This is a genomic window from Undibacterium sp. Ji50W (assembly GCF_049340445.1).
Lineage (GTDB): Bacteria > Pseudomonadota > Gammaproteobacteria > Burkholderiales > Burkholderiaceae_D > Undibacterium.
Genome location: NZ_JBMPOX010000008.1, coordinates 88,092 through 108,365 on the forward strand (window position 1 = coordinate 88,092; position 20,274 = coordinate 108,365).

Consider the following 20,274-nt stretch of genomic DNA (forward strand, 5'->3'; position numbering starts at 1 on the left):
CGTGGCGGGCAAATCGCCTGGATAACTAAAACCGGTGCACATGCTTGATGCCTGTGGGGCAAATGAGCAGTGCGGCTGAATCAGCCTGGCAGACCGGGTGCGCGGAGGCAGTGAGATGTGGTGGTTACGGTTTTGTGCAGCGTTCTGCTGTGTTGTTGCGATGGGGTTGCCTGCTTCAGCATTGGCTATGTCGGTCACTTTCCTGAACCCCGGAAAATCAGATGAAATCTATTGGGTCACTGCGACCAACAGTATGGCTGCAGCCGCCGGCAGCCTGGGTATCAAGCTGGAAGTCTTGTATGCCGAGCGCGATCATCTTAAACCTTTGGAATTTGCCAGGCAGATTGCAGCCCGTCCGGCTGCAAAACGTCCCGATTATGTTGTGCTGACGAATGATTATGGCATGGGGCCAGAAGTAGTGCGTATACTGGATGCAGCCAGTATCAAGACTTTCTTTGCCTACAGTGGCATTACCAAGCCGAGCGAACGGGACATAGTTGGTCACCCGCGCCAGATCCATAAACACTGGTTGGGCAGCCTGGAACCTATGGCCGAAGAGGCCGGGTATGTCACCGCAGGCAAACTGATAGAACGTGGGCGTGCTGAAAAATGGATGGCCGCTGACGGCAAGTTGCATTTGCTGGCGATAGCTGGTGACCGTGCCACCACTACGTCATATAAACGTACCGAAGGCATGCGCCGGGCGGTAGCGGAAGCCAAAGATGTGGTGCTGGATCAGGTGGTGTATGGTGAATGGAGCAGGGTCAAGGCGCAGGAGCAAAGTGTGTGGCTGTATCAGCGTTATCCGCAGACGCGGCTGGTCTGGACGGGCAGCGACCTGATGGCATTCGGTGCGATGGAAAGCTGGCGTGCGCGTGGCGGCAAGCCGGGGCTTGATGCCGGTTTCAGCGCCATCAATACCTCGTCCGAGGCACTGGCGGCACTGGAATCAGGGTCGCTGACGGCCTTGTCCGGTGGCCACTTCATTGCCGGGGCTTTTAGCCTGGTGATGTTGTATGACTATCATCATGGCAAGGATTTTATCAAGGAAGGACTGGAACTGGAACGTTCCATGTTTATTTTATTTACGCCAGAAGAGGCGCGCCGTTTCGAGGGCATGTTTGGCGACATGAATTTCTCACGCGTGGATTTCAAAAAATTCAGCAAGGTCTTAAACCCTGCAGTGAAAAAATATAATTTCAGTTTTCGCCAATTATTGGAAAATAAGTAGCTCATTCAAATGAACGTCACACCCTTACAATCCATCGCCAGCTTGTTGATACGCCGTGTCTTCAAGTGGGTGATTTTGTGCGTGGTGGCGATCAGCGGCTTGCAGGCCTGGCTGAATTATCGGGCGATAGAGCATAATTTCAACATGACGGTGAATGATGTGGCGCATGCGCATCTGCCTTTGCTGTCAGTTGCCATCTGGGATATTGAGCCACAGACCATACAAAAACAGATCAAGCTGATACTCAAAAATACCTCGATCGCGTATGTGGTGATACGCGCCAATACCGGTCAGGAATTTATCGGTGGTGATGCCAGTCGTACCCCAAATGGCGAGCATATTATGTTTGATATTCCGTCACCGATTGACGCTGCAAAACCAGTTGGTACTGCCGAGTTTGTGGTTGACAGAAGCATGCTGAAAAATGAACTATGGCGCAGCCTGATTATCGTGGTGCTGGGTGTGCTGGTGTTGTCGATTTTTATTTTTTTGGCAGTCGCTGCGATTTTACGGCGCGACCTGGAACGCCCCATGCGTCAACTGGCTGATTTCGTCAAAAACCTGCAGGCGAATAAAATTTCCACCAGGCTGGAATTAGAGCTTGAGCCTGGCCATGTGTACAACGAAATTGACCTGGTCGTGGATGGCTTCCATACCATGCAGAGCAGTATAGAAAAGCACATCGCCAACCAGGATGCGCTGGTATCAGAGCGCACCAGGCAACTGGAAACAGCCATGCAGACGCTGAAGCAATTATCCATCACCGATGGCCTGACAGGATGTTATAACCGCCTGCTGTTCAATGAACGCATGCCGGCTGAAATACAAAGGGCAGTGCGTTATGGCCGTGATTTGTGCGTGGTGTTTTGCGACATTGATTTTTTCAAGAATGTGAATGACCAGTATGGCCATGCTGTCGGCGACAAGGTCCTGGTGAGCTTTGCGCAAAGTCTTGAAAAGGAATTGCGGGCCGAGGTGGACTGGGTAGTCCGTTATGGTGGCGAAGAATTCATGATCATACTGCCAGAAACCGGGTTGAAAGCCGCTATCGACGCCGCCACCCGCATTCGCGAACAAGTAGAACTGATGGCGATCAGCTTGGCCGATGGCTACAGCCTGCACATCACAGCCAGTTTTGGGGTGGCCGAACTGCGCGCGGGGGATACCGTTGAAACCCTGGTTCACCGTGCTGATCAATGGCTGTATTTTTCCAAATCACATGGGCGCAATCAGGTCCAGCCCAGGGATGACAGGGATGACAGGGATGACAGGGATGACAGGAATGATCAGCGCATCGTTCCAGAAATCCATCCCGCTACCCTAAGCGAGCTGTAACAGTACGGTTCTTGCCTGCCGTATCAACAGCTCAGACATGCGCGTCAACCTCGGTGTCTGCACCTTCCAGCTATGCCAGTACAGATTGACATCGACCGGATGTTCCGGCATCAGCCGGACCAGGTTTTCCTGCCCCGGCAGGGTACGCAGCATTATCTCCGGAATGACGCCCCAGGCCAGCCCCAACAGAATGCCACGGTTGTATGGTGTGGTGGCAGGTAAAAAATGGGTCGGGCAGGCATTTTCTTGCAGGCCGAAATGCTCCAGCAATATTTGTGACTGCAATTTGTCTTTGCGATTGAAGGTCAGCACCGGTGCATGGCGCATGGCTTCACGCGTCATCCCATGTGGAAACCAGCGTTCACAATAAGCCTGGCTGGCAACCGGCAGATAACGCATGATGCCCAGTGGCGTCGCCTGGCAACCACGCATGGCTTGCACTTCGGCAGAGATACAGCCGAGTACCATGCCACTTTCCAGCAGATCATGGGTATGGTCCTGATCATCGATCAGCACTTCGAGCAGGATGTTTTCTGCGATCAAAAATTCTGACATGGCAGGCAGAAACCAGCTGTCCAGGCTATCTGCATTGACGGCAATCGCAATGCGGATGGCCGCGCTTTGCTGCCCGGCGAATTCTGTTTGCAAATCCTGTTCAAGCTCGGCCACCCGGCGCAAGTGTTGCACCAGCCTTTGCCCGGCATGGGTGGCACGGCAGGGGCGGCTGCGTACCAGCAAGGTGTTCCCCAATTCCATTTCCAATGCCTTGATGCGCTGGGAAATGGCCGAGCTGGTCAGGTTCAGGGCTTGCGCCGCCTGTTCCAGACTGCCGTGGTCAATCACGCTGAGGAAGGCTTCGCATTGGCGGCTGTCGAGTCGGGGTTGCATGGCGGTGTTTTATTTATGGGCTTTGGGGATTTCTGGTAAAGACCTCTCAACACAGAGGCACGGAGGAAGGAATGATTTTTTGCAAAAAATCATCGTTCCGCAAGCGAACAACATGTTGTTCGAATTCCTTGCTACACCACAGAGCAAAGAGAAGGAAATCATTGTATTTGATGCCAATACGTTAATTTTACTCAAGGAGTTTCAAATCAAGTTTTTAATTGAAGTTAAGAAATTTTAATGAATTCGTAAATATTTTAAATTAACTTCATTTTAATGCCTTTCTTGCCCAGAATTCCAGCATGGAACAAACATGAAACAAACAGGAGCAAGAGAATGTTGACTTTTATACTCAAGGGCATGGGCATGAGTGCCGGGCTGATCATGGCAATTGGTTCACAAAATGCGCATGTCTTGCGCATGGGGCTGCGTCGTCAGCATGTGGGGCTGACGGTGATGATTTGTATTGCCTGTGAAATATTGCTGATACTGGCAGGTGTGGCGGGCATAGGTGGCATGATCAATAGCTAGCCCTTCTTGCTGGCGCTGGCGCGCTGGGGTGGGGCGGCGTTTCTGGTCTGGTATGGCGTGCGTTCCCTGCGCGCAGCATTCCGTCAGCAAAGTCTGGTGACTGCAACTGGCGATATAAGTTTGACTGCAGGCAAGGCAGCCCTGGCGGTGCTGGGGGCGACCTTGCTCAATCCGCATACCTATCTGGATACCGTGGTCTTGCTGGGGGCCATCGGTGGGCAGCAGCCAGGTGATGGCAAATACTGGTTTGCCCTGGGTGCGGTCCTGAACGCCACGCTCTGGTTCGCTGCCCTGGGCTTTGGCGCACGCTTGCTGGCCCCGCTGTTTGCCCGTCCCCTTGCCTGGCAGGTGATGGATACCTTGATTGGTGTCATCATGCTCTTGCTGGCAGCGAATCTGGCGCTGGCCTGATGCTGTTTGGTGTCAGCTTGGGGTCAACTTGGCGTGCAACTTTGTACGGCCCATTTGTTGAACATGCAGATTTGTGATAACTTCCGTGCATGAAATCCACCTGGCGTTATTTGATTGCATGCATGTTGCTGGTCTTGCTGCCCCTGCAAGGGTTTGCGGTCGCCAGCAGGATGGCGTGCGCCATGGATATGCCGGCCAGCCAGGCCCTGGCCAGCACCAGCACGGCTGACAATGAACATTGCCAGCCTCAGATAGCCAAACAGGCAGATGCCAAATCTGCCTATGACCGCGTTGGCAAGACCACCTCGGCCCACGGCAATTGCAAATCGTCCGCACCTTGTTGCATGGGCATTGCCCTGATGCCTGCGGCGCAGGGCATGGTTTTTATTCCCTTTCATAGCGATGCACAATCGCTGCCGGTTTCCCTGCCTGCTTCCGTATCACCAGCCTTGCTGGAACGCCCTCCCAGGTTGACCCTGATCTGAACTTTGCTGACCGGCGCATCTGTGTGCCAGCGTCAGCTTATGCTATCTATGCCATCTCATACCACCCGTCATGACGGGTGAAACACGTTTTCTGCGAGGACTTCATGTCTCAATTTCATTATCGCTATCGCATTCCAGTTCTGAGCGCGGCCATCTTGCTGCTTGGTGGCTGTGCCAGTTTTGATATCGACCAAAGTACACAACAAATCAATCAGCGCTATCCCGCTTATACCCAGGGGCAACTGGCACTGGCCAGTAAGCCGGAACAGCAAAAAGACCGGCAAGACAAGGCTGCAATCCTCTTGCGTGATCCACTGTCGCAAGACGCTGCCGTGCAAATCGCACTGTTGAACAGCCCGGCCCTGCAAGCTTTACTGGCGCAACACCAGGCCAATGGGGCGAATGTGGTACAGAGCGCACGTATTGCCAACCCCGTGTTCAATTTCGAACGTAACCGGCAAGCTGGTGAGCTGGAAATTGGCCGACTGATCAGTGTGGGCCTGCTTGATCTGCTCAGTCTGCCGCAAAGACAGAGCATGGCGCGACACAGTCTGGGGCAGGCGCAGACGCGCTTAAGCCTGGATGTGATAGACCGTGTCAGCGAAGTGCGGGTCGCCTGGGTCAAGGCGGTAGCGGCACAGCAAAGCCTGGACTATGCCAGGCAGGTAGTTGATGCCGCCGATGCCAGTGCCGAGCTGGCCCGGCGTATGCACAAGGCTGGCAATTTCAATACCCTTCAGGCCGCACGTCAACAGGCGTTCCAGGCAGATGCCGTGGCCCAGTTCAGTCTTGCCAGCCATAACAGCCTGGCCACGCGTGAAGAACTGGTACGCCTGTTGGGCTTGAATGACGCCCAGGAAAAAGTCCTCAAGCTGCCACAGCGCTTGCCCGATCTGCCAGCCACACCGCTGGCAGCTGAAACTATAGGCCCGCAAGCCACAAAAAACCGTCTCGATATCCAACTGGCCAGGCAGGAACTGGACGCCGCCGCAGCCCGCCAGGGCCTGAACCTGGTCAATAGCTTTACTGATATAGAACTGGGTGTCAGGCGCAATACTGTCTTTGATGCAGGCGGGCATAGTGAGATCAAGCGCGGTGTCGAGGTCAGTCTCAGCCTGCCCTTATTTGATTGGGGCGACGCCCAAAGAACGGCAATGAATGCGAATACCCTGGCGGCCAGTTATCGCCTGCAAGATACGGTCAACAATGCGGGTTCACATTTGCGCGTCAGTTATTCTGCCTATCGCAGCATGTACGACATCGCCCGACAATACCGGGATGACATACTGCCACTGCGCAAGCGCATTTCTGCAGAAAACCAGTTGCGCTACAACGGCATGTTCATCAGCGTTTTTGAATTGCTGGCCGACACCTGTGAGCAGATCAATAGCGTGCTGGCGGCCATCAACGCAGAACAACAATTCTGGCTGGCAGATGCCGCCTTGCAGGCAGAACTGCTGGGCCGCCCCTCAATCCCGACAACTGGCACACTGAACCCCATATCATCATCTGCCCCGGCAGATGCAGCGCATTGATGCGCTGATGTGCTGATGACAAGCTGATGACTAGCTGATGAGAAAGAAATACCATGAACTCAAGAAGAGATTTTTTTAAATTCGCCGGCATTGCCGGTGGTGCTTTGGCGGCGACAGCCGTGAGCAAGGTGGCGCTGGCAAGCTTGCCTGAAGCAGTTAACCAAACCAGCGCGGACACCATGCCGCCGCTGCAACCCAAAAATGGCCGCCCCTATAATCCGGTGGTAACCCTGAATGGCTGGACCCTGCCGTGGCGCATGAACAATGGCGTCAAGGAATTCCATCTGGTGGCCGAAGCTGTCGTGCGTGAAATGGCACCCGGCATGATAGCCAATCTGTGGGGGTATAACGGCCAAAGCCCTGGTCCGACGATAGAAGTGGTGGAGGGTGATCGCGTACGCATTTTTGTCACCAACCGTTTGCCGGAACATACCAGCATGCACTGGCACGGCCAGCGCCTGCCGAATGGCATGGATGGCGTATCCGGCCTGACCCAGCCATCAATACAACCTGGCAAGACCTTTGTGTATGAATTTGTAGCACGTCGTCCCGGCACTTTCATGTATCACCCGCACGCCGACGAAATGACGCAAATGGCCATGGGCATGATGGGTTCATGGATCACCCATCCCAAAGGAAAACATCCGCAGATTGACGAAGTCGACCGGGACTTCATCTTTTTGCTGAGCGCCTATGACATAGAACCGGGCGCATTCAAACCAAATATCGTGACCATGACAGACTTCAATTTATGGTCGTGGAATAGCCGCATCTTCCCCGGCATTGACACCCTGAATGTACGCAAGAACGACAGGGTCAGAATACGTGTCGGCAACCTGACCATGACCAATCACCCCATCCATATTCATGGCCATGAATTCACGGTGACGGGCACGGATGGCGGCCCGGTACCCAGGACAGCACGCTGGCCAGAAGTGACGACCGATATTGCCGTTGGCCAGATGCGTCAGCTTGAATTTATTGCAGATGAAGAAGGCGACTGGTCCCTGCATTGCCACAAGAGCCATCACACCATGAACGCCATGGGACACACCGTACCGACCATGATAGGTATCGATCATAAAGACGTGGCCGACAAGATCAACAAGCTCATTCCAGCGTATATGACCATGGGTGACAAGGGCATGGCTGACATGGGCACAATGGAAATGCCATTGCCGGATAACACGATCCCCATGATGACAGGTGAGGGACCATTTGGTGGCCTGGAAATGGGCGGCATGTTCAGCGTGGTCAAGGTGCGCAAAGACCAGAAGCCGGGCGATTATAAAGACCCGGGCTGGTACCGGCATCCCAAAGGCACCGTGGCTTATGAATATACCGGCCCCGTTGCAGAAGCCCCGCGCCAGCCGGTAGATGCACACGCCGGGATGAAACATGGCAAATCTGCCACGCCAGAAGTGGAAGTGCAGGTCAGGAAGCCGCAAGGCCATGGCGGACATTGAGGAAATGTGTTTTTCTGTCTGATTTGTGACGAAAAGTAAAAGAATGATAAAGCCGTTAGCCCCGGCTTTATTATTTTTGATGATACGTCCATCCGAGAAGAACAAAATGAAAACAATCCCCGCATTGTACAAAATCTGCTTCCTTCTTTTCTTTCCTCTTTTTCTGATGCTGTGCAGTCAGGCACATGCTGAACAAATTGATCTGGATGATTGTAGTTTGTTGACAGCCCAACCCCTGCGTGCCGACTTTCAGGATTGGTTGAACAAAAACCGTAAACAGGCATCCGGTGGCAATGTCGATGCATTGAAAACGCTGGCGGAAGAAGCGAATAACCGCCTTGCCTGTTTTGAAGATCTGCTGATAGATAATTCAGAATGGACAGTGACGTTCACCAGAAAAAATGGTAGTAGTGAAACAAGGTCGAATACAGGTATTGCCGATATCAAAAAATATGACTATGCCTATGCAGCGCTCAAGGACGCTATCAACTACATGCATCAAGCAGGCAAGAAAGACCCGGCTTATCGCGGCATGTCGGCGCAACTGGTGTTGCGTTATGTGACTGCCTTGCCGGAACGTGTGGAAAGTGCCTATGAAGATGTCAGTGGTGCCAATCAGCTTGAATGTGTCATGAAGCGAAAATTTGCCAATCGTGATGCGCGCTACGTCTGTTTATCGCATCGCACGACGATGGCCCAACTGGGCGTGAAATTAGCGGCCGGTCGTCGTCCCGTACTGGATGCCAAAGGGCAGCAATGGGCTGAAGATTTTCCAGTGAAATAAATGCTGTGGACACAAGATAATTTCGTTTTAATTTCGTTTTAATTTCGTTTGTTGGCTAGCGTACAGACCAGAAAATTTGTTCAGTGCAGGCTTTTGTATGAATGCGGTGTTTGCGTCATGCGGTCAACAGATTGCGACTTCAAGCGTTATAGGCATTAGTAGACTGTAACAGTCCACTGAGTATCAACAAGTCAGTTTGCCTTGATGCTGCTGTCGCTTTAGCAAACTTATAGAGAACTTATTTGATCAATAGAAATGAGTTCTTGTTTGACGAAATGGAAGACATCATGAAAAATACTTCAATAAAAAAGGCGCTGTTTTATGCTGCTGCCAGCGCCGCATTATTGATGAGCAGTCATTCACAGGCGCAGAACGTTGGTGTATCCGTTCAATTTGGACAGCCCGGGTTTTACGGCCACGTTGATATCGGCAATTTCCCCCAGCCACAAGTGTATTATCGTGAACCCCGTATAGTGCGCAGGGTCGATGTGGTGCAGCCTCCGATGTATCTGGTCGTGCCACCTGGCCATAGAAATAAATGGGACAAGAACTGCTATCGCTACAATGCCTGTGATCGTCAGGTGTATTTCGTACAGGAGAATTGGTACAACACCCAGGTTGTGCCGCGCTATCGCGATGGTTATTATCGCGAATATGACGACAGGCGTAATGACAGGCATGGCGATTACAGACGTGACGAAAGGCGCGACGACAGACGCGGCGACCGCCGTGATGAAGACCGTCGTGGTGACGATCATGGACGTGGCTATGAACATGGCCGCGGACATGACAGGGATTAAGCGTTAATTAAGTGTTGAATTCTGCGTTGAATTTAGTGCTGACCTGGCAAGCTAATCTGGTAAGTTAATTAAGGGCCGCATTGCGGCCCTTGTCATTGATAGCAATCAGCATTTATTTCATCCATATTTTTTCTTTCCACGCCTGAATCGCTGCTTGCCAGAAAGTGGGAATATCTTCAACTGCCGAAGTCAGTTTCAAGCCCAGAAATTGTGCTGCCGGTAGCAGGGCTTCGTGCAAGACATCGTTGTCGCCACGATCAAACGCCAGCGCGCCGGTTTGTTTCGACAGTTTTTCACCCAGGGCATTGGTGACCACCGGCACATGCAGATAAGCCGGAGTCGGCAAGTTCAGCAGGCCTTGCAAATAAATTTGCCTGGCAGTCGAATCAATCAGATCGGCACCGCGTACCACATGGGTAATCTGCTGGGCGGCGTCATCTACCACCACCGCTAGTTGGTAGGCCCAGAAACCGTCCGCCCGCTTCAGTATAAAGTCACCAACTTCATGACCCAGGTCTTGTGTCTGTGTTCCACACAGGCGGTCTTCAAAGCGAATGATGTCATCCGGTACGCGCAGGCGCCAGGCCCTGGCAATTTTTCCGGCAGCCAGGCCATGACGGCAGGTGCCGGGATAAATCTGGCTGGCAGCTTCGCCGAGACGCAGGCGCGAGTCGGCGATTTCCTTGCGGGAGCAGGCGCAGGGGTAGACCGTGTCGCCCAATTGTTGCAAGGCCGCTTCATACAGCGGCTGGCGCTGGCTTTGCCAGGTGATCTCTCCATCCCACTGCATGCCGCTGCGTTGCAGCGACGCGATGATTTGCTGATCTGCAGCTTTGACGTTGCGGTCAAAATCCAGGTCTTCCATGCGCAGCAGCCATTGGCCATCATGGGCTTTGGCATCCAGGTAACTGGCCATGGCGGCAACCAGGGAACCCATGTGCAGCGGGCCGGTTGGTGAAGGGGCAAATCGTCCTGTGTACACTTGTTTTGCTTGCATGAATGTTCTTCAATTACCGATCAGCATGCGTTGCGCGATAGGGTCTTGCAACTTTTGTAAAAACCATCCCAGAGCCTTGCCTTTGTTGGCGCTGCGCCAGACCAGGCAATTTTCTTCCGGCGGACGGATGGCCTCGGTCTTTTTTTCTATCAGGGCACCGCTGCGCAAATGGGGCAAAGCCAGCCTGCGCGGCAAGTGCCCGCAACCCAGCCCTGCCAGTTGGGCCGCCAGTTTGGCTTGCAGGGTGGGGACGGTCAGCGTATCTTGTCCGCTTAACAAACCGGCCGTCATGGAAGGCAGGGTCAGGCCGGTGTCACCAACGGCAATCGCCCGGTGTGCCTGCAAGATGGCTGGCGTCAACAATCCTTCCGCCTGCGCCAGCGGATGTTGCGGGGCCACCGCAAATACCCAATCCAGACTACCCAGCGGGCGGGTTTGAAATTCACCGCGCATGCGTATGGCATCTGGCCCATAGTAGGCTGCCCCTATGGCCAGGTCGGCGCGGCCAGATACCATGGCTTCCCAGACGCCAGACAAAATCTCATGACTGATACGGATGCGTGTGCCACAGCTCTGTTGTTCAAATTCCTTGATCAGCGGGATCATGTCATCGAATTGTATGATGCCATCAATGACGATGCGCAGTTCCGCCTCCCAGCCACTGGCGGCGCGTTTGACACGATTTTCCAGTTCTTGCGCGCTGTTCAGCAGATGACGCCCTTGCAGTAGCAATTCTTCACCTGCAATGGTCAGTTTGGCACGATGGCCGCGCCTGTCATAGAGCAGGACATCCAGGTCTTCTTCCAGCTTACGTATGCTGTAGGTGATGGCGGACGGTACCTTGTCCAGTGCAGCAGCAGCCGCCGCAAAGCTGCCTTTACGGTCTATCGCATCGAGAATTTGCAGAGCTTCCAGAGTGAGGTTCATGATTGTTCAAAAAATTTGAATGAGATGTAGAAAATTCTACCCTTATCTGATTGTTTTTGTTTGTATATAGTACGTTCATCGCCTGAAAACAATATTCAGGAATTTTGAAAGGACTTATATGATTACGCTTAGATCGTCACAAGAACGCGGCCATGCCGAGCACGGTTGGCTCAAATCGCATCACAGTTTTTCATTTGCTGAATATTATGACCCACAACATATGGGTTTTGGTCCGCTGCGTGTCATCAATGATGACTGGATCGCCCCGGCGATGGGTTTTGGTACCCATCCCCACCAGAACATGGAAATCATTACCTATGTGCTGGAAGGTGCGATTGCCCATAAAGACAGTATGGGTAATGGCAGTACGATACGTCCGGGTAATGTGCAATACATGAGTGCAGGTACCGGCGTGCGTCATTCGGAATTTAATCCGGCCAATACCGAACATACGCGTCTGCTGCAAATCTGGATACAGCCAGATCAAGTGGGCGGTGAACCACTGTACGGCGAAAAAGAATTCAGCCGTGAAGAAAAACAGGGCCGCTTGCGCCTGGTGGCATCGGGTGACGGTGCGGATGGCTCCATCAAAATCCGCCAGAACGCCAGTCTGCAGATAGGTTTGTTCGATGCAGGGCAAAGGCAGGAAGTGGCACTGGCAGCAGACCGCCTGACCTATGTGCATGTGGCACGCGGTGAGTTGACAGTCAACGGTTTGAGCCTGAAGGAAGGCGATGCCGTAAAAATACAGGATGAAGAAAAACTCATCCTGGAGCAGGGCAAGCAGGCAGAAGTGCTGGTATTTGATTTACCTCACTGATTGACAACGGACACAGGCGCTACTCCAGCAGTAGTGCCTGTGTCCGTCTATTATTTTCCAACATTAGGAGTAAGAACATGACTAAAGTCGCCATTATTTATCATTCAGGTTACGGCCACACCACCAAGGCAGCTGAAGCGGTGCATGCGGGTGCTGCGGCAGCGGGTGCCGATGCAGAACTGATCAAGATTGATGCCGAAGGTAATATCACTGACGCACAATGGGCCAGCCTGGCGGCAGCGAATGCCATCGTGTTTGGTTCACCTACCTACATGGGTAGCGTATCCTGGCAGTTCAAGAAATTTGCCGATGCATCTTCCAAACCTTGGTATAGCCAGGTCTGGAAAGACAAGATCGCTGCAGGATTTACCAATTCTGCGTCGATGAATGGCGATAAACTGTCGACCCTGCATTACCTGTTCACGCTGTCACAGCAACATTCCATGATCTGGGTTGGCACAGGCCTGATGCCAGCCAACAGCAAGGCGGCACAGCGCAATGACGTCAATTACCTTGCCAGCTTCAGTGGTTTGATGACGCAATCCCCATCCGATTCTTCACCGGAAGAAGGTCCGTTGCCTGGTGACCTGGAAACAGCGAAACTGTTTGGCAAGCGTATTGCTGAAGTGGCGAAGAAGTTGGCTTAAGTCCGTTTCAGTGTTTGTAGTGGCAATGAACAAAACCGGCTGCGTGCCGGTTTTGTTGTTGTGATGTACTGTTATTTGCATTCGCCTTCAGGCACCATATAAAACAATCCCCAACCGTGGCCATCAAGGTCGTGAAAGCCGCAGTCATACATGAAACCCTGGTCTTGCGGTTCTGTCGGGACGGTCGCACCGGCAGCTTTGGCTTTGGCGATCAAGCTGTCTACGTGTTCACGGCTGTCGCAAGGCAGAGCAATCAGGACTTCAGTTTGCTCCCTGGCGTCACTGACAGGTTTGGTGGTGAAGCTGGCAAAAAATTCTTCCACCAATAGCATGGCGTACAGGTTTTCACCCAGTATCATGCAGACACCCTTGTCATTGCTGAATTTCGGTTCAAAACTGTAGCCCAGGCTGCTAAAGAATGCTTTGGAACGTGGCAAGTCCTTGACCGACATGTTGATATAGATTTGCTTATGCATACTCTTTTCCTTTAAATGGTTGCTGGCAAGTTCAAAGTCCGCACCGGGCGCACTTCTATGCTGCCATGCTGTGCCGGCGGGATTTTTGCAGCCAGTTGTATGGCTTCATTCAGATCCCTGGCATCGATGAGATAGAAGCCAGCCAACATTTCCTTGGTTTCGGCAAATGGGCCATCAGTCACAGACAATTGTCCGTTTCTTACCCTGACCGTGGTTGCTGTATGTACAGGGTGCAGGGGTTCGGCAGCCAGCATATGGCCACTGTCCATCAAGCCCTGGGCATACCCCGCGCATTTTTCATCCGGGCAGGCATTCCAGTGCTCATTGTCGAGATATACCAGACATAGGTATTTCATAGAGGCTCCAGCAAGGATGAAACAAAATCAGATAGGCAGCAAAACGCCGTTGATATTCCAGGGTGTGCCATATTTATCCTCCAGCATGCCCCAGGATTTTGCCCAGAATGCGGGTTGTACCGGCATGGTGATTTTGCCGCCTTCTGCCAGCGCATTGAAGATCCGTGTGGCTTCTTCAGTCGTATCGTAATTCAGGCAGAACGTCACACCTTTGATACCTTCATATGGTATGTGCTGCGGGCAATCACCAGCGTACAGCAAGCCACCATCTGGCAATTCAAGACGGGCATGCAAGATGCGGTGCGCGGATTCTGGCGGCATCATGGCCGCCATGGGGGATTCTGCACCACTCATCATGACGGTGATTTTACCGCCCAGGGTTTGTTCGTAAAAATACATGGCTTCCTTGCAGTTGCCGTTAAAACTCAGATAAGCGATAGGATGTGGCATGATTATTAATTCCTTAATTAGTTGATTTCAAAAAGGGGCGTGAAAGCGTCTCCACATCTAATAGTCGATTGGCGAGACAGCAAATCGACAGCAATTCAAATATTTTTATTTTTTTATTTCAGCCAGCTTGTTTTGCAAAAAACGATGTTCTGGTTCCTGCTTGCACAGGGTCAGGGCCTGCGCATAGGATAATCTTGCCTGCTGTACATTGCCACTGCGTCGCTGCAAATCTGCCCTGGCGGCATGGGCCAGGTGGTAGTTTTGCATTTCATTATTTTGCAACAGACTTTCCACCAGTTGCAAGCCTGTTTTCAATCCGCCGCTGCACATGGATAGGGCAATCGCACGATTCAATTCGATGATGGGGCTGGCTTCGACACGCAGCAGGGCGTCATATAAGCCGACTATCTGCGGCCAGTCAGTATCGGTATAGCTGGCTGCTTCTGCATGCACGGCAGAAATGGCAGCCTGCAGGCTGTAAGCACCAAAGCGGCCTGAGCGCAAAGCCTGTTCCACCAGCACTGATCCTTCGGCGATCAAAGCCTGGTTCCACAATTGCCGGTCTTGCTGTTCCAGCGCGATCAGCTCACCCTGGGTATCGGTGCGGGCAGGGCGGCGGGATTCATGCAAGAGCATCAGTGCCAGCAAGCCGCTGACTTCGGGTTCGGGCAATAATTCTTCCAGCAGTCTTGCCAGGCGTATCGCTTCTGCAGCCAGGTCAGGACGCAGGGCCGATGCACCGGCAGAGCTGGAATAAGCTTCATTGAAGACCAGGTAAATCACCCGCAACACGCTGTGCAGGCGCGCTGGCAAGTCGGCTTTTTCTGGCACCTGGTAGGGAATATTCGCATCACGGATTTTTGCCTTGGCGCGTACGATGCGTTGCGCCAGCGTCGGTGCCGGGGTCAGGAAGGCGTGGGCGATTTCTTCTGTCGTCAGGCCGCACACTTCACGCAGGGTCAGGGCGACCTGGGCATCTGCTGCCAGTGCCGGGTGGCAGCAGGTAAAGATCAGGCGCAGCCGGTCGTCTTCCATGATTTCTGCTTCACCGGGCAGGGCACTTTCATCTGCCAGTGCTTCTACCGTATCGATATGCTGGTCCAGCGGATCAAAACGTCTTTGCCGGCGAATGCTGTCGATGGCCTTGTAGCGTCCTGCCGATACCAGCCAGGTGTGCGGGTGATCGGGCATACCTTTTTCTGGCCATTGTTCCAGTGCGGCTTTGAAGGCTTCATGCAGGGCTTCTTCTGCCAGGTCGAAATCGCCCAGCAAATGTACCAGCGTCGCGAAGACGCGCCGGCTGTCGCGCTGGTATATATCCTGAACGCGTTGTTTGAACTGTTCGTGCTGGGGATTGCTGCTTGCCGTCATCACCTGGATCACCCATGGCTGTGAGTATCAAGCCAGACCGAGGCAAGCACATGGCTATGCGACAGTGGTGGAATGCACTCGTCCGGGTGGTCAGAAGTGTAACACTATCAGGAGGGAGCATGTCACCTGACATGCTCCGATGAGATGACTGCTACAAACCAAATACCAGTTTTTCTGTTTTCGGGTCTTTGGCCATCATGAACCTGACGATAGATTCAACGGTCACGGTATCGATCTGACCCGCCATGCGACGATCGAAGGGGTGATCATCAAAGCTCACATTGGCCCTGAACAGGCGTGCCCCCAGCCGGGTGGCGGCGGAGATTTGCAAGGTATCTGGCTGGTAGGCTGCCGCTTTCAGCCAGGCCTGGGCCTGACTGCGGGTTTCTATCTGCATGTCCGTGGCTTGGGCCGCAGCAATGACTTCCAGCGCCCATTGATTGGAGTTTTGGTAAGTCGTTGAAAACGGATAAGACAACATATTGTAGCGGGCCGCATGCAAGCCCTTGGCACGACCATTGGCCATGACAAGTTTGAGGCTTTGCTGCAGTTCCGGGCCAGGGATGAGAATCAGGGTTTCAAAGGCGAACATGTCATCCAGGAAGAAATTGCCCAGGCCTTCACGAAACAGGTCGGAATTGGCCGTGCCACACTGGTTCAATTCATGCATGACTGACCAGGTGCCATCAGGCAAATGCTGTATCAGCCCCAGATGGGAATAGCGCAGCTTGTATTTGGATAAATCCTGGCCAACCCTGGCGATGATGGCGATTTCTGCCTTGCTGTCATCCAGCCTGAGTTTGGTTTTTTGCGCCAGTTCCAGTGCCTTCATGGCCTTTCTGGGGTCAAGCGCACTGTCTTCACAAGGGCGTCCGGCAAAGGACGGCAGGCTGAACGCCAGACAGGCCAGCAGCAGGCAAACCCTGATCCAGGCGCTGCCACCTGTCTGTAGCCGTCTCAGTACCGGGCGCTGCATCATTGCACCTTGCTGTGATGCATGAGCGCACTACCGACTTCATTCGGTATGAATGCGAGTGCCTGGCCGGCACTGACCAGCAGATAGCCGGTAGCGGTGGCGCTGACTTCTATCACTGCACCGCTCACCAAGGCGGCTTTTTCTATGCCCTTGCCAGACAGCTTGACGGTCGCGCTGGCTGCCTGGGTTGAACCTTTCAATACCACGGTGACACCATCGGCAGCTGCTTTTACGCTGTCAACGACCACCACGCCAGAACCCACCACCATCGACATGCTGCCCAGCATGACGATGCCAACGCCTGCGGACAGGGCTTCGGAACCGTTCGATGGACCGCATGACAGACAATCACCAGCCTGCGCCTGGGTGACAAACAGGCTGGATGTCACCAGGGAAGTAATCAGGACTGTACTGCGGGCAAATCTTTGCAATCGTGTTGACACGGTATCTCCTTCGTTGATGTAAGACCTCACTGTATGATGAGACCACAAAAGAACAAGCAATTTGTCTTTAGTAGCAAATAGTTACAGAAAAGGTAGCGAAATACGATGCCTTTGCGAGTGCCGACATGGCAAATGCACAAAGGGCCGGAAAACTCCGGCCCTTTGCTTGTTGCATCAGGACACCTGGTTGATTTACCAGATGGCGACGCGTTTTTCTGGTGTCAGGTACATCTTGTCACCGGGTTTGACGTCAAAGGATGTATAGAAATCCGGGTGATTGACCATGCTGCCGTTGACGCGGAATTCTCCAGGTGAATGGGGATCGGTCTTGACCAGGGTAACCGCACGCTGTTCGCTTGATTTGTTGCGTCTGGCCTGTGCCAGGCCCATGAACAGGCGCTGTTCTGCTGTCCAGCCATCGATCACCGGTGCCGGTTTGCCTTCCAGCGACAGTTTGTAGGCACGCAGGGCCATGACAATACCGGCATTGTCGGCAATGTTTTCACCCAGCGTCAGCTCACCGTTGAGGAAATAGCCAGACACCGGGCTGTAGCCATTGTATTGCTCGACCAGCGCCCTGGTTTTGTTCTTGAATTTTTCCTTGTCTTCGGCGGTCCACCAGTTACGCAGATTGCCATCGCCATCGTATTGTGAACCCTGGTCATCAAAGGCGTGACTGATTTCATGGCCAATGGAAATACCCAGTGCGCCATAATTGAAGGCATCTTCGGCATTCACATCAAACAGCGGCGATTGCAGGCGTGCCGCCGGGAACACTATTTCATTCATCTCCGGACTGTAATAGGCATTTACTGTTTGTGGCGTCATATGCCATTCTTCGCGGTCGATCGGTTTGCCCAGCTTTGCCACTTCTCTTTCGTGGGCGAAGGCACGCGCGCGCATCAGGTTGCCAACCAGGTCATCGCTGCGGATAGTCAGTTTGGAATAATCCAGCCATTTGTTCGGGTAGCCGATCTTGACACTGATCTTGGATAATTTGATCTGTGCCTGCTTTTTGGTTTCCTCACTCATCCAGTCCAGCGTACCTATGCTTTGTTTGAACGCCGCCAGGAAATAGCGCACCATTTTTTCGGTACGCTGTTTGACTTCAGGGGAAGAGTATTTTTCTACATAGGCCTTGCCCACTGCTTCACCCAGCACCTGGTCGACCAGTGCCACACCGCGTTTGTCGCGGGTACGGTTTTCCTGGATACCGGCAATCAGTGCACCTTTGAAGGCAAAATCTGAATTCACAAAATCGGATGACAGGAAAGGTGCGTACCCGTTGATCAGATGCCAGGTGAAATACGATTTCCAGGCGTCGAGCGTGTTCGTGTTCAAACTCTCATTCAAGCCTTTGATATAACTTGGTTGTTGAACGATCAGTTCATTGATTTTGCCTGCCATGCCGGCGGCTTGCAGATAGACTTGCCAATCGTAAGCGGGCGTCAGTGCTGGCAAGTCATTGATGGCAAACTTGTTGTAGCTTTTGACCGGGTCACGGTTTTCGACTGCCGTCCACTGCGCTTTGGCAATTTCAGCTTCCAGCGCGACGATGTTTTTGGCCTGGTCGGCCGCATTCTTCTCACCCGCCAGTGTCAGCATTTTTTCTATATGCGCCTGGTATTTGTTGCGGATATCCGTCATTTTGGGATCATCCAGCTTCAGGTAATAATCACGGTTTGGCAAGCCCAGCCCACTCTGAGAAACGCCCACCACATATTGACTGGAATTTTTATTGTCCTGATGAATGCCAACGCGCAGCGGCGTCGTCACACCGATTTGGTGGAAGTGAGCGATCAGTGTCGGTATCGATTTTTTGTCTGACAGCGTGGCGATGTTGGCCAATTCGGTTTTCAGTGACTGTATGCCGAGTGCATTCAGTTTTTTCTCATCCATGAAACTGTTATACAGGTCACCGATTTTCTGCTTGTCGGTGCCAGGCGCTGTATTGCCGTCTTTTGCCGCACCTTCGACAATACTGCGCAATTGCTGCTGTACATCTTCACGAGCCTGCATGAAGGTGCCCCAGTCTGATTTGTCGGACGGTATTTCATTCGCCTTCAGCCAGCCGCCTTGTGCATAGCGGTAAAAATCATCCTGCGCGCGCGTTGCTTTGTCCATGTTTTCTGGCTTGATGCCAGAGCCCAGGGCGGCAGTTTTGGTTACCGCACTGCCTGGTGCAGAATCGGCAGCCTGGCTGGCGGGTGCCAGCAAGGCAAGGATGAGGGTGCTGAGGAGAAGAAGTTTCATATGGTTCCCTGACTATTTTTTGTTTGGACTGTCAGCAGGTAATCGCTGGCAACAGGTCTTTGACCCGTCACCAGAACCTTAGTTCCAGCTTAGTTTTAATATGGAAAGCAAAAAGCGCATGTCTGAATGAATCAGACATGCGCTTTATATTGTAGTTGCTGGCGGATTATCCGGCAGTGGCTTCTGCTGATATGGTCGGGTCACTGGCACCAGTCGATTCTTTCTTGCAATGCGGGCAAGATTTGCCAGATATATACCACGGGGACAATTGCTCACGCGGCGTGACGACGGCGCGACAGGCAAAGCATTGTTTGGTATCGGTGGCTTCCAGTTGTGGATTGAGTGCAGTGCGGTAGTCAAACACAAAGCAATCGCCATGGTAATGATCACCACCGACTTCTTCAAAGTACTTGAGGATGCCGCCTTCCAGTTGATACACGCTGTCAAAGCCAACATTCTGCATATGGATGGCGGCTTTTTCACAGCGTATGCCACCGGTACAGAAAGTCACCACAGTCTTGTCGTTCAGGGCATCGCGGTTGGCTTCAATGACAGCCGGGAATTCGGTGAACTTGGCAATGCGGTAATCGATCGTATTGTCAAAGCTGCCAACATCCACTTCAAAGTCATTGCGGGTATCGACCATCACCACGGGTTTGCCATGGTCGTCATGGCCCTGGTCCAGCCAGCGTTTCAGCGTGTGGGCATCGACGGCGGGCGCGCGGCCTTCTTCCGGCTTGATCAGCGGCATGCGCATGGTGATGATTTCTGCCTTCAGCTTGACCAGTATCTTGGTGAAGGGCTGGTGATCAGAAAAACTTTCCTTGGCAACCACGTCTGCAAAGCGCGGGTCCTGGTGCAGCCAATCCATATATGCATCAATTTCATGGCGCAAACCGGCCAGGAACATATTGATGCCTTCTGGCGTCAGCAGTATCGTGCCCTTCAGATTGAGTTCCTTGCATTTGTCCAGAAACACCTGGCGTTTTTCAGCGGTGTCATTGAAAGTGATGAACTTGTAGGCAGAAATATTGACGTAAGGTTTATCGGGTGTTTGTATTACAGCGGGCATGATGAAATTCAGTAAGTCATTGA

General features: G+C 52.8%; 23 protein-coding genes. 12 read left to right on the forward strand and 11 right to left on the reverse strand.

Features of this window, described 5'->3' with window-relative positions:
* The first annotated feature begins 187 nt into the window (after positions 1 to 187).
* On the forward strand, positions 188 to 1,231 hold the full coding sequence (locus tag ACO0K9_RS13695; RefSeq protein WP_422985776.1) for an ABC transporter substrate-binding protein: 1,044 nt from the start codon (positions 188 to 190) through the stop codon (positions 1,229 to 1,231).
* A gap of 9 nt (positions 1,232 to 1,240) precedes the next feature.
* A complete protein-coding gene (locus tag ACO0K9_RS13700; RefSeq protein WP_422985777.1) occupies positions 1,241 to 2,566 on the forward strand; it encodes a diguanylate cyclase in 1,326 nt (441 codons plus the stop codon).
* Here the strand turns inward: ACO0K9_RS13700 and argP are convergent.
* Positions 2,552 to 3,454 carry an HTH-type transcriptional regulator ArgP gene (argP, locus tag ACO0K9_RS13705; RefSeq protein ID WP_422985779.1) on the reverse strand — a complete coding sequence of 301 codons (903 nt, stop codon included), beginning with the start codon at positions 3,452 to 3,454 and terminating at the stop codon, positions 2,552 to 2,554. The two genes, ACO0K9_RS13700 and argP, sit on opposite strands and share 15 nt — an antisense overlap.
* Between argP and ACO0K9_RS13710 the strand changes: the two genes are divergently transcribed.
* From ACO0K9_RS13710 to ACO0K9_RS13745, 8 genes are all read left to right on the forward strand, one after another.
* On the forward strand, positions 3,453 to 3,692 hold the full coding sequence (locus ACO0K9_RS13710; protein WP_422985781.1) for a hypothetical protein: 240 nt from the start codon (positions 3,453 to 3,455) through the stop codon (positions 3,690 to 3,692). The two genes, argP and ACO0K9_RS13710, sit on opposite strands and share 2 nt — an antisense overlap.
* 95 nt (positions 3,693 to 3,787) lie before the next feature.
* Complete coding sequence (locus ACO0K9_RS13715) at positions 3,788 to 3,982, forward strand: hypothetical protein (protein WP_422985783.1); 195 nt, start codon at positions 3,788 to 3,790, stop codon at positions 3,980 to 3,982.
* Positions 3,983 to 3,988: 6 nt separating this feature from the next.
* The gene (locus tag ACO0K9_RS13720) at positions 3,989 to 4,393 is read left to right on the forward strand and encodes a LysE/ArgO family amino acid transporter (protein ID WP_422985785.1); all 405 of its coding nucleotides are present in this window, start codon (positions 3,989 to 3,991) and stop codon (positions 4,391 to 4,393) included.
* 89 nt (positions 4,394 to 4,482) lie between these two features.
* Entirely contained in the window at positions 4,483 to 4,878 is a 396-nt protein-coding gene (locus ACO0K9_RS13725; RefSeq protein ID WP_422985787.1) for a hypothetical protein, read from the forward strand.
* Between the two features lie 104 nt (positions 4,879 to 4,982).
* Positions 4,983 to 6,413 (forward strand): TolC family protein, encoded by a 1,431-nt coding sequence (locus ACO0K9_RS13730; RefSeq protein WP_422985789.1) that lies wholly within the window; start codon positions 4,983 to 4,985, stop codon positions 6,411 to 6,413.
* Positions 6,414 to 6,466: 53 nt separating this feature from the next.
* Complete coding sequence (locus ACO0K9_RS13735) at positions 6,467 to 7,879, forward strand: multicopper oxidase family protein (protein ID WP_422985791.1); 1,413 nt, start codon at positions 6,467 to 6,469, stop codon at positions 7,877 to 7,879.
* A 106-nt stretch (positions 7,880 to 7,985) separates the two neighbouring features.
* Positions 7,986 to 8,663: a hypothetical protein gene (locus ACO0K9_RS13740; RefSeq protein WP_422985793.1), complete on the forward strand. Its 678-nt coding sequence runs from the start codon at positions 7,986 to 7,988 to the stop codon at positions 8,661 to 8,663.
* A 287-nt stretch (positions 8,664 to 8,950) separates the two neighbouring features.
* Complete coding sequence (locus tag ACO0K9_RS13745) at positions 8,951 to 9,463, forward strand: hypothetical protein (RefSeq protein WP_422985794.1); 513 nt, start codon at positions 8,951 to 8,953, stop codon at positions 9,461 to 9,463.
* A gap of 112 nt (positions 9,464 to 9,575) precedes the next feature.
* Here the strand turns inward: ACO0K9_RS13745 and gluQRS are convergent, their stop codons facing one another.
* Together gluQRS and ACO0K9_RS13755 are read right to left on the reverse strand one after the other, a co-directional pair.
* A complete protein-coding gene (gene gluQRS, locus ACO0K9_RS13750) occupies positions 9,576 to 10,460 on the reverse strand; it encodes a tRNA glutamyl-Q(34) synthetase GluQRS (protein WP_422985796.1) in 885 nt (294 codons plus the stop codon).
* Between the two features lie 9 nt (positions 10,461 to 10,469).
* On the reverse strand, positions 10,470 to 11,387 hold the full coding sequence (locus ACO0K9_RS13755) for a LysR family transcriptional regulator (RefSeq protein WP_422985798.1): 918 nt from the start codon (positions 11,385 to 11,387) through the stop codon (positions 10,470 to 10,472).
* Positions 11,388 to 11,505: 118 nt separating this feature from the next.
* On the opposite strand from ACO0K9_RS13755, the gene ACO0K9_RS13760 reads away from it, so the two are divergent.
* On the forward strand, positions 11,506 to 12,207 hold the full coding sequence (locus tag ACO0K9_RS13760; protein ID WP_422985800.1) for a pirin family protein: 702 nt from the start codon (positions 11,506 to 11,508) through the stop codon (positions 12,205 to 12,207).
* Between the two features lie 77 nt (positions 12,208 to 12,284).
* A complete protein-coding gene (locus tag ACO0K9_RS13765; protein WP_422985802.1) occupies positions 12,285 to 12,854 on the forward strand; it encodes an NAD(P)H-dependent oxidoreductase in 570 nt (189 codons plus the stop codon).
* Positions 12,855 to 12,925: 71 nt separating this feature from the next.
* Here the strand turns inward: ACO0K9_RS13765 and ACO0K9_RS13770 are convergent, their stop codons facing one another.
* The 8 genes from ACO0K9_RS13770 to ACO0K9_RS13805 form a co-directional block, all read right to left on the reverse strand.
* Complete coding sequence (locus tag ACO0K9_RS13770) at positions 12,926 to 13,330, reverse strand: VOC family protein (RefSeq protein WP_422985804.1); 405 nt, start codon at positions 13,328 to 13,330, stop codon at positions 12,926 to 12,928.
* A gap of 11 nt (positions 13,331 to 13,341) precedes the next feature.
* Positions 13,342 to 13,686 (reverse strand): YciI family protein, encoded by a 345-nt coding sequence (locus ACO0K9_RS13775; RefSeq protein ID WP_422985806.1) that lies wholly within the window; start codon positions 13,684 to 13,686, stop codon positions 13,342 to 13,344.
* Between the two features lie 27 nt (positions 13,687 to 13,713).
* On the reverse strand, positions 13,714 to 14,136 hold the full coding sequence (locus ACO0K9_RS13780) for a VOC family protein (protein ID WP_422985808.1): 423 nt from the start codon (positions 14,134 to 14,136) through the stop codon (positions 13,714 to 13,716).
* A gap of 105 nt (positions 14,137 to 14,241) precedes the next feature.
* On the reverse strand, positions 14,242 to 15,507 hold the full coding sequence (locus ACO0K9_RS13785) for an RNA polymerase sigma factor (protein ID WP_422985810.1): 1,266 nt from the start codon (positions 15,505 to 15,507) through the stop codon (positions 14,242 to 14,244).
* 151 nt (positions 15,508 to 15,658) lie between these two features.
* On the reverse strand, positions 15,659 to 16,483 hold the full coding sequence (locus tag ACO0K9_RS13790; RefSeq protein WP_422985812.1) for a DUF2145 domain-containing protein: 825 nt from the start codon (positions 16,481 to 16,483) through the stop codon (positions 15,659 to 15,661).
* On the reverse strand, positions 16,483 to 16,926 hold the full coding sequence (locus tag ACO0K9_RS13795; protein ID WP_422985814.1) for a hypothetical protein: 444 nt from the start codon (positions 16,924 to 16,926) through the stop codon (positions 16,483 to 16,485). The genes ACO0K9_RS13790 and ACO0K9_RS13795 overlap by 1 nt, the downstream gene beginning before the upstream one ends.
* 192 nt (positions 16,927 to 17,118) lie before the next feature.
* Positions 17,119 to 19,179, reverse strand: coding sequence for a M13 family metallopeptidase (locus ACO0K9_RS13800; protein WP_422985816.1), 2,061 nt, complete (start codon positions 19,177 to 19,179; stop codon positions 17,119 to 17,121).
* Between the two features lie 166 nt (positions 19,180 to 19,345).
* Positions 19,346 to 20,251 (reverse strand): sulfurtransferase, encoded by a 906-nt coding sequence (locus ACO0K9_RS13805; RefSeq protein ID WP_422985818.1) that lies wholly within the window; start codon positions 20,249 to 20,251, stop codon positions 19,346 to 19,348.
* Positions 20,252 to 20,274 lie beyond the last annotated feature (23 nt).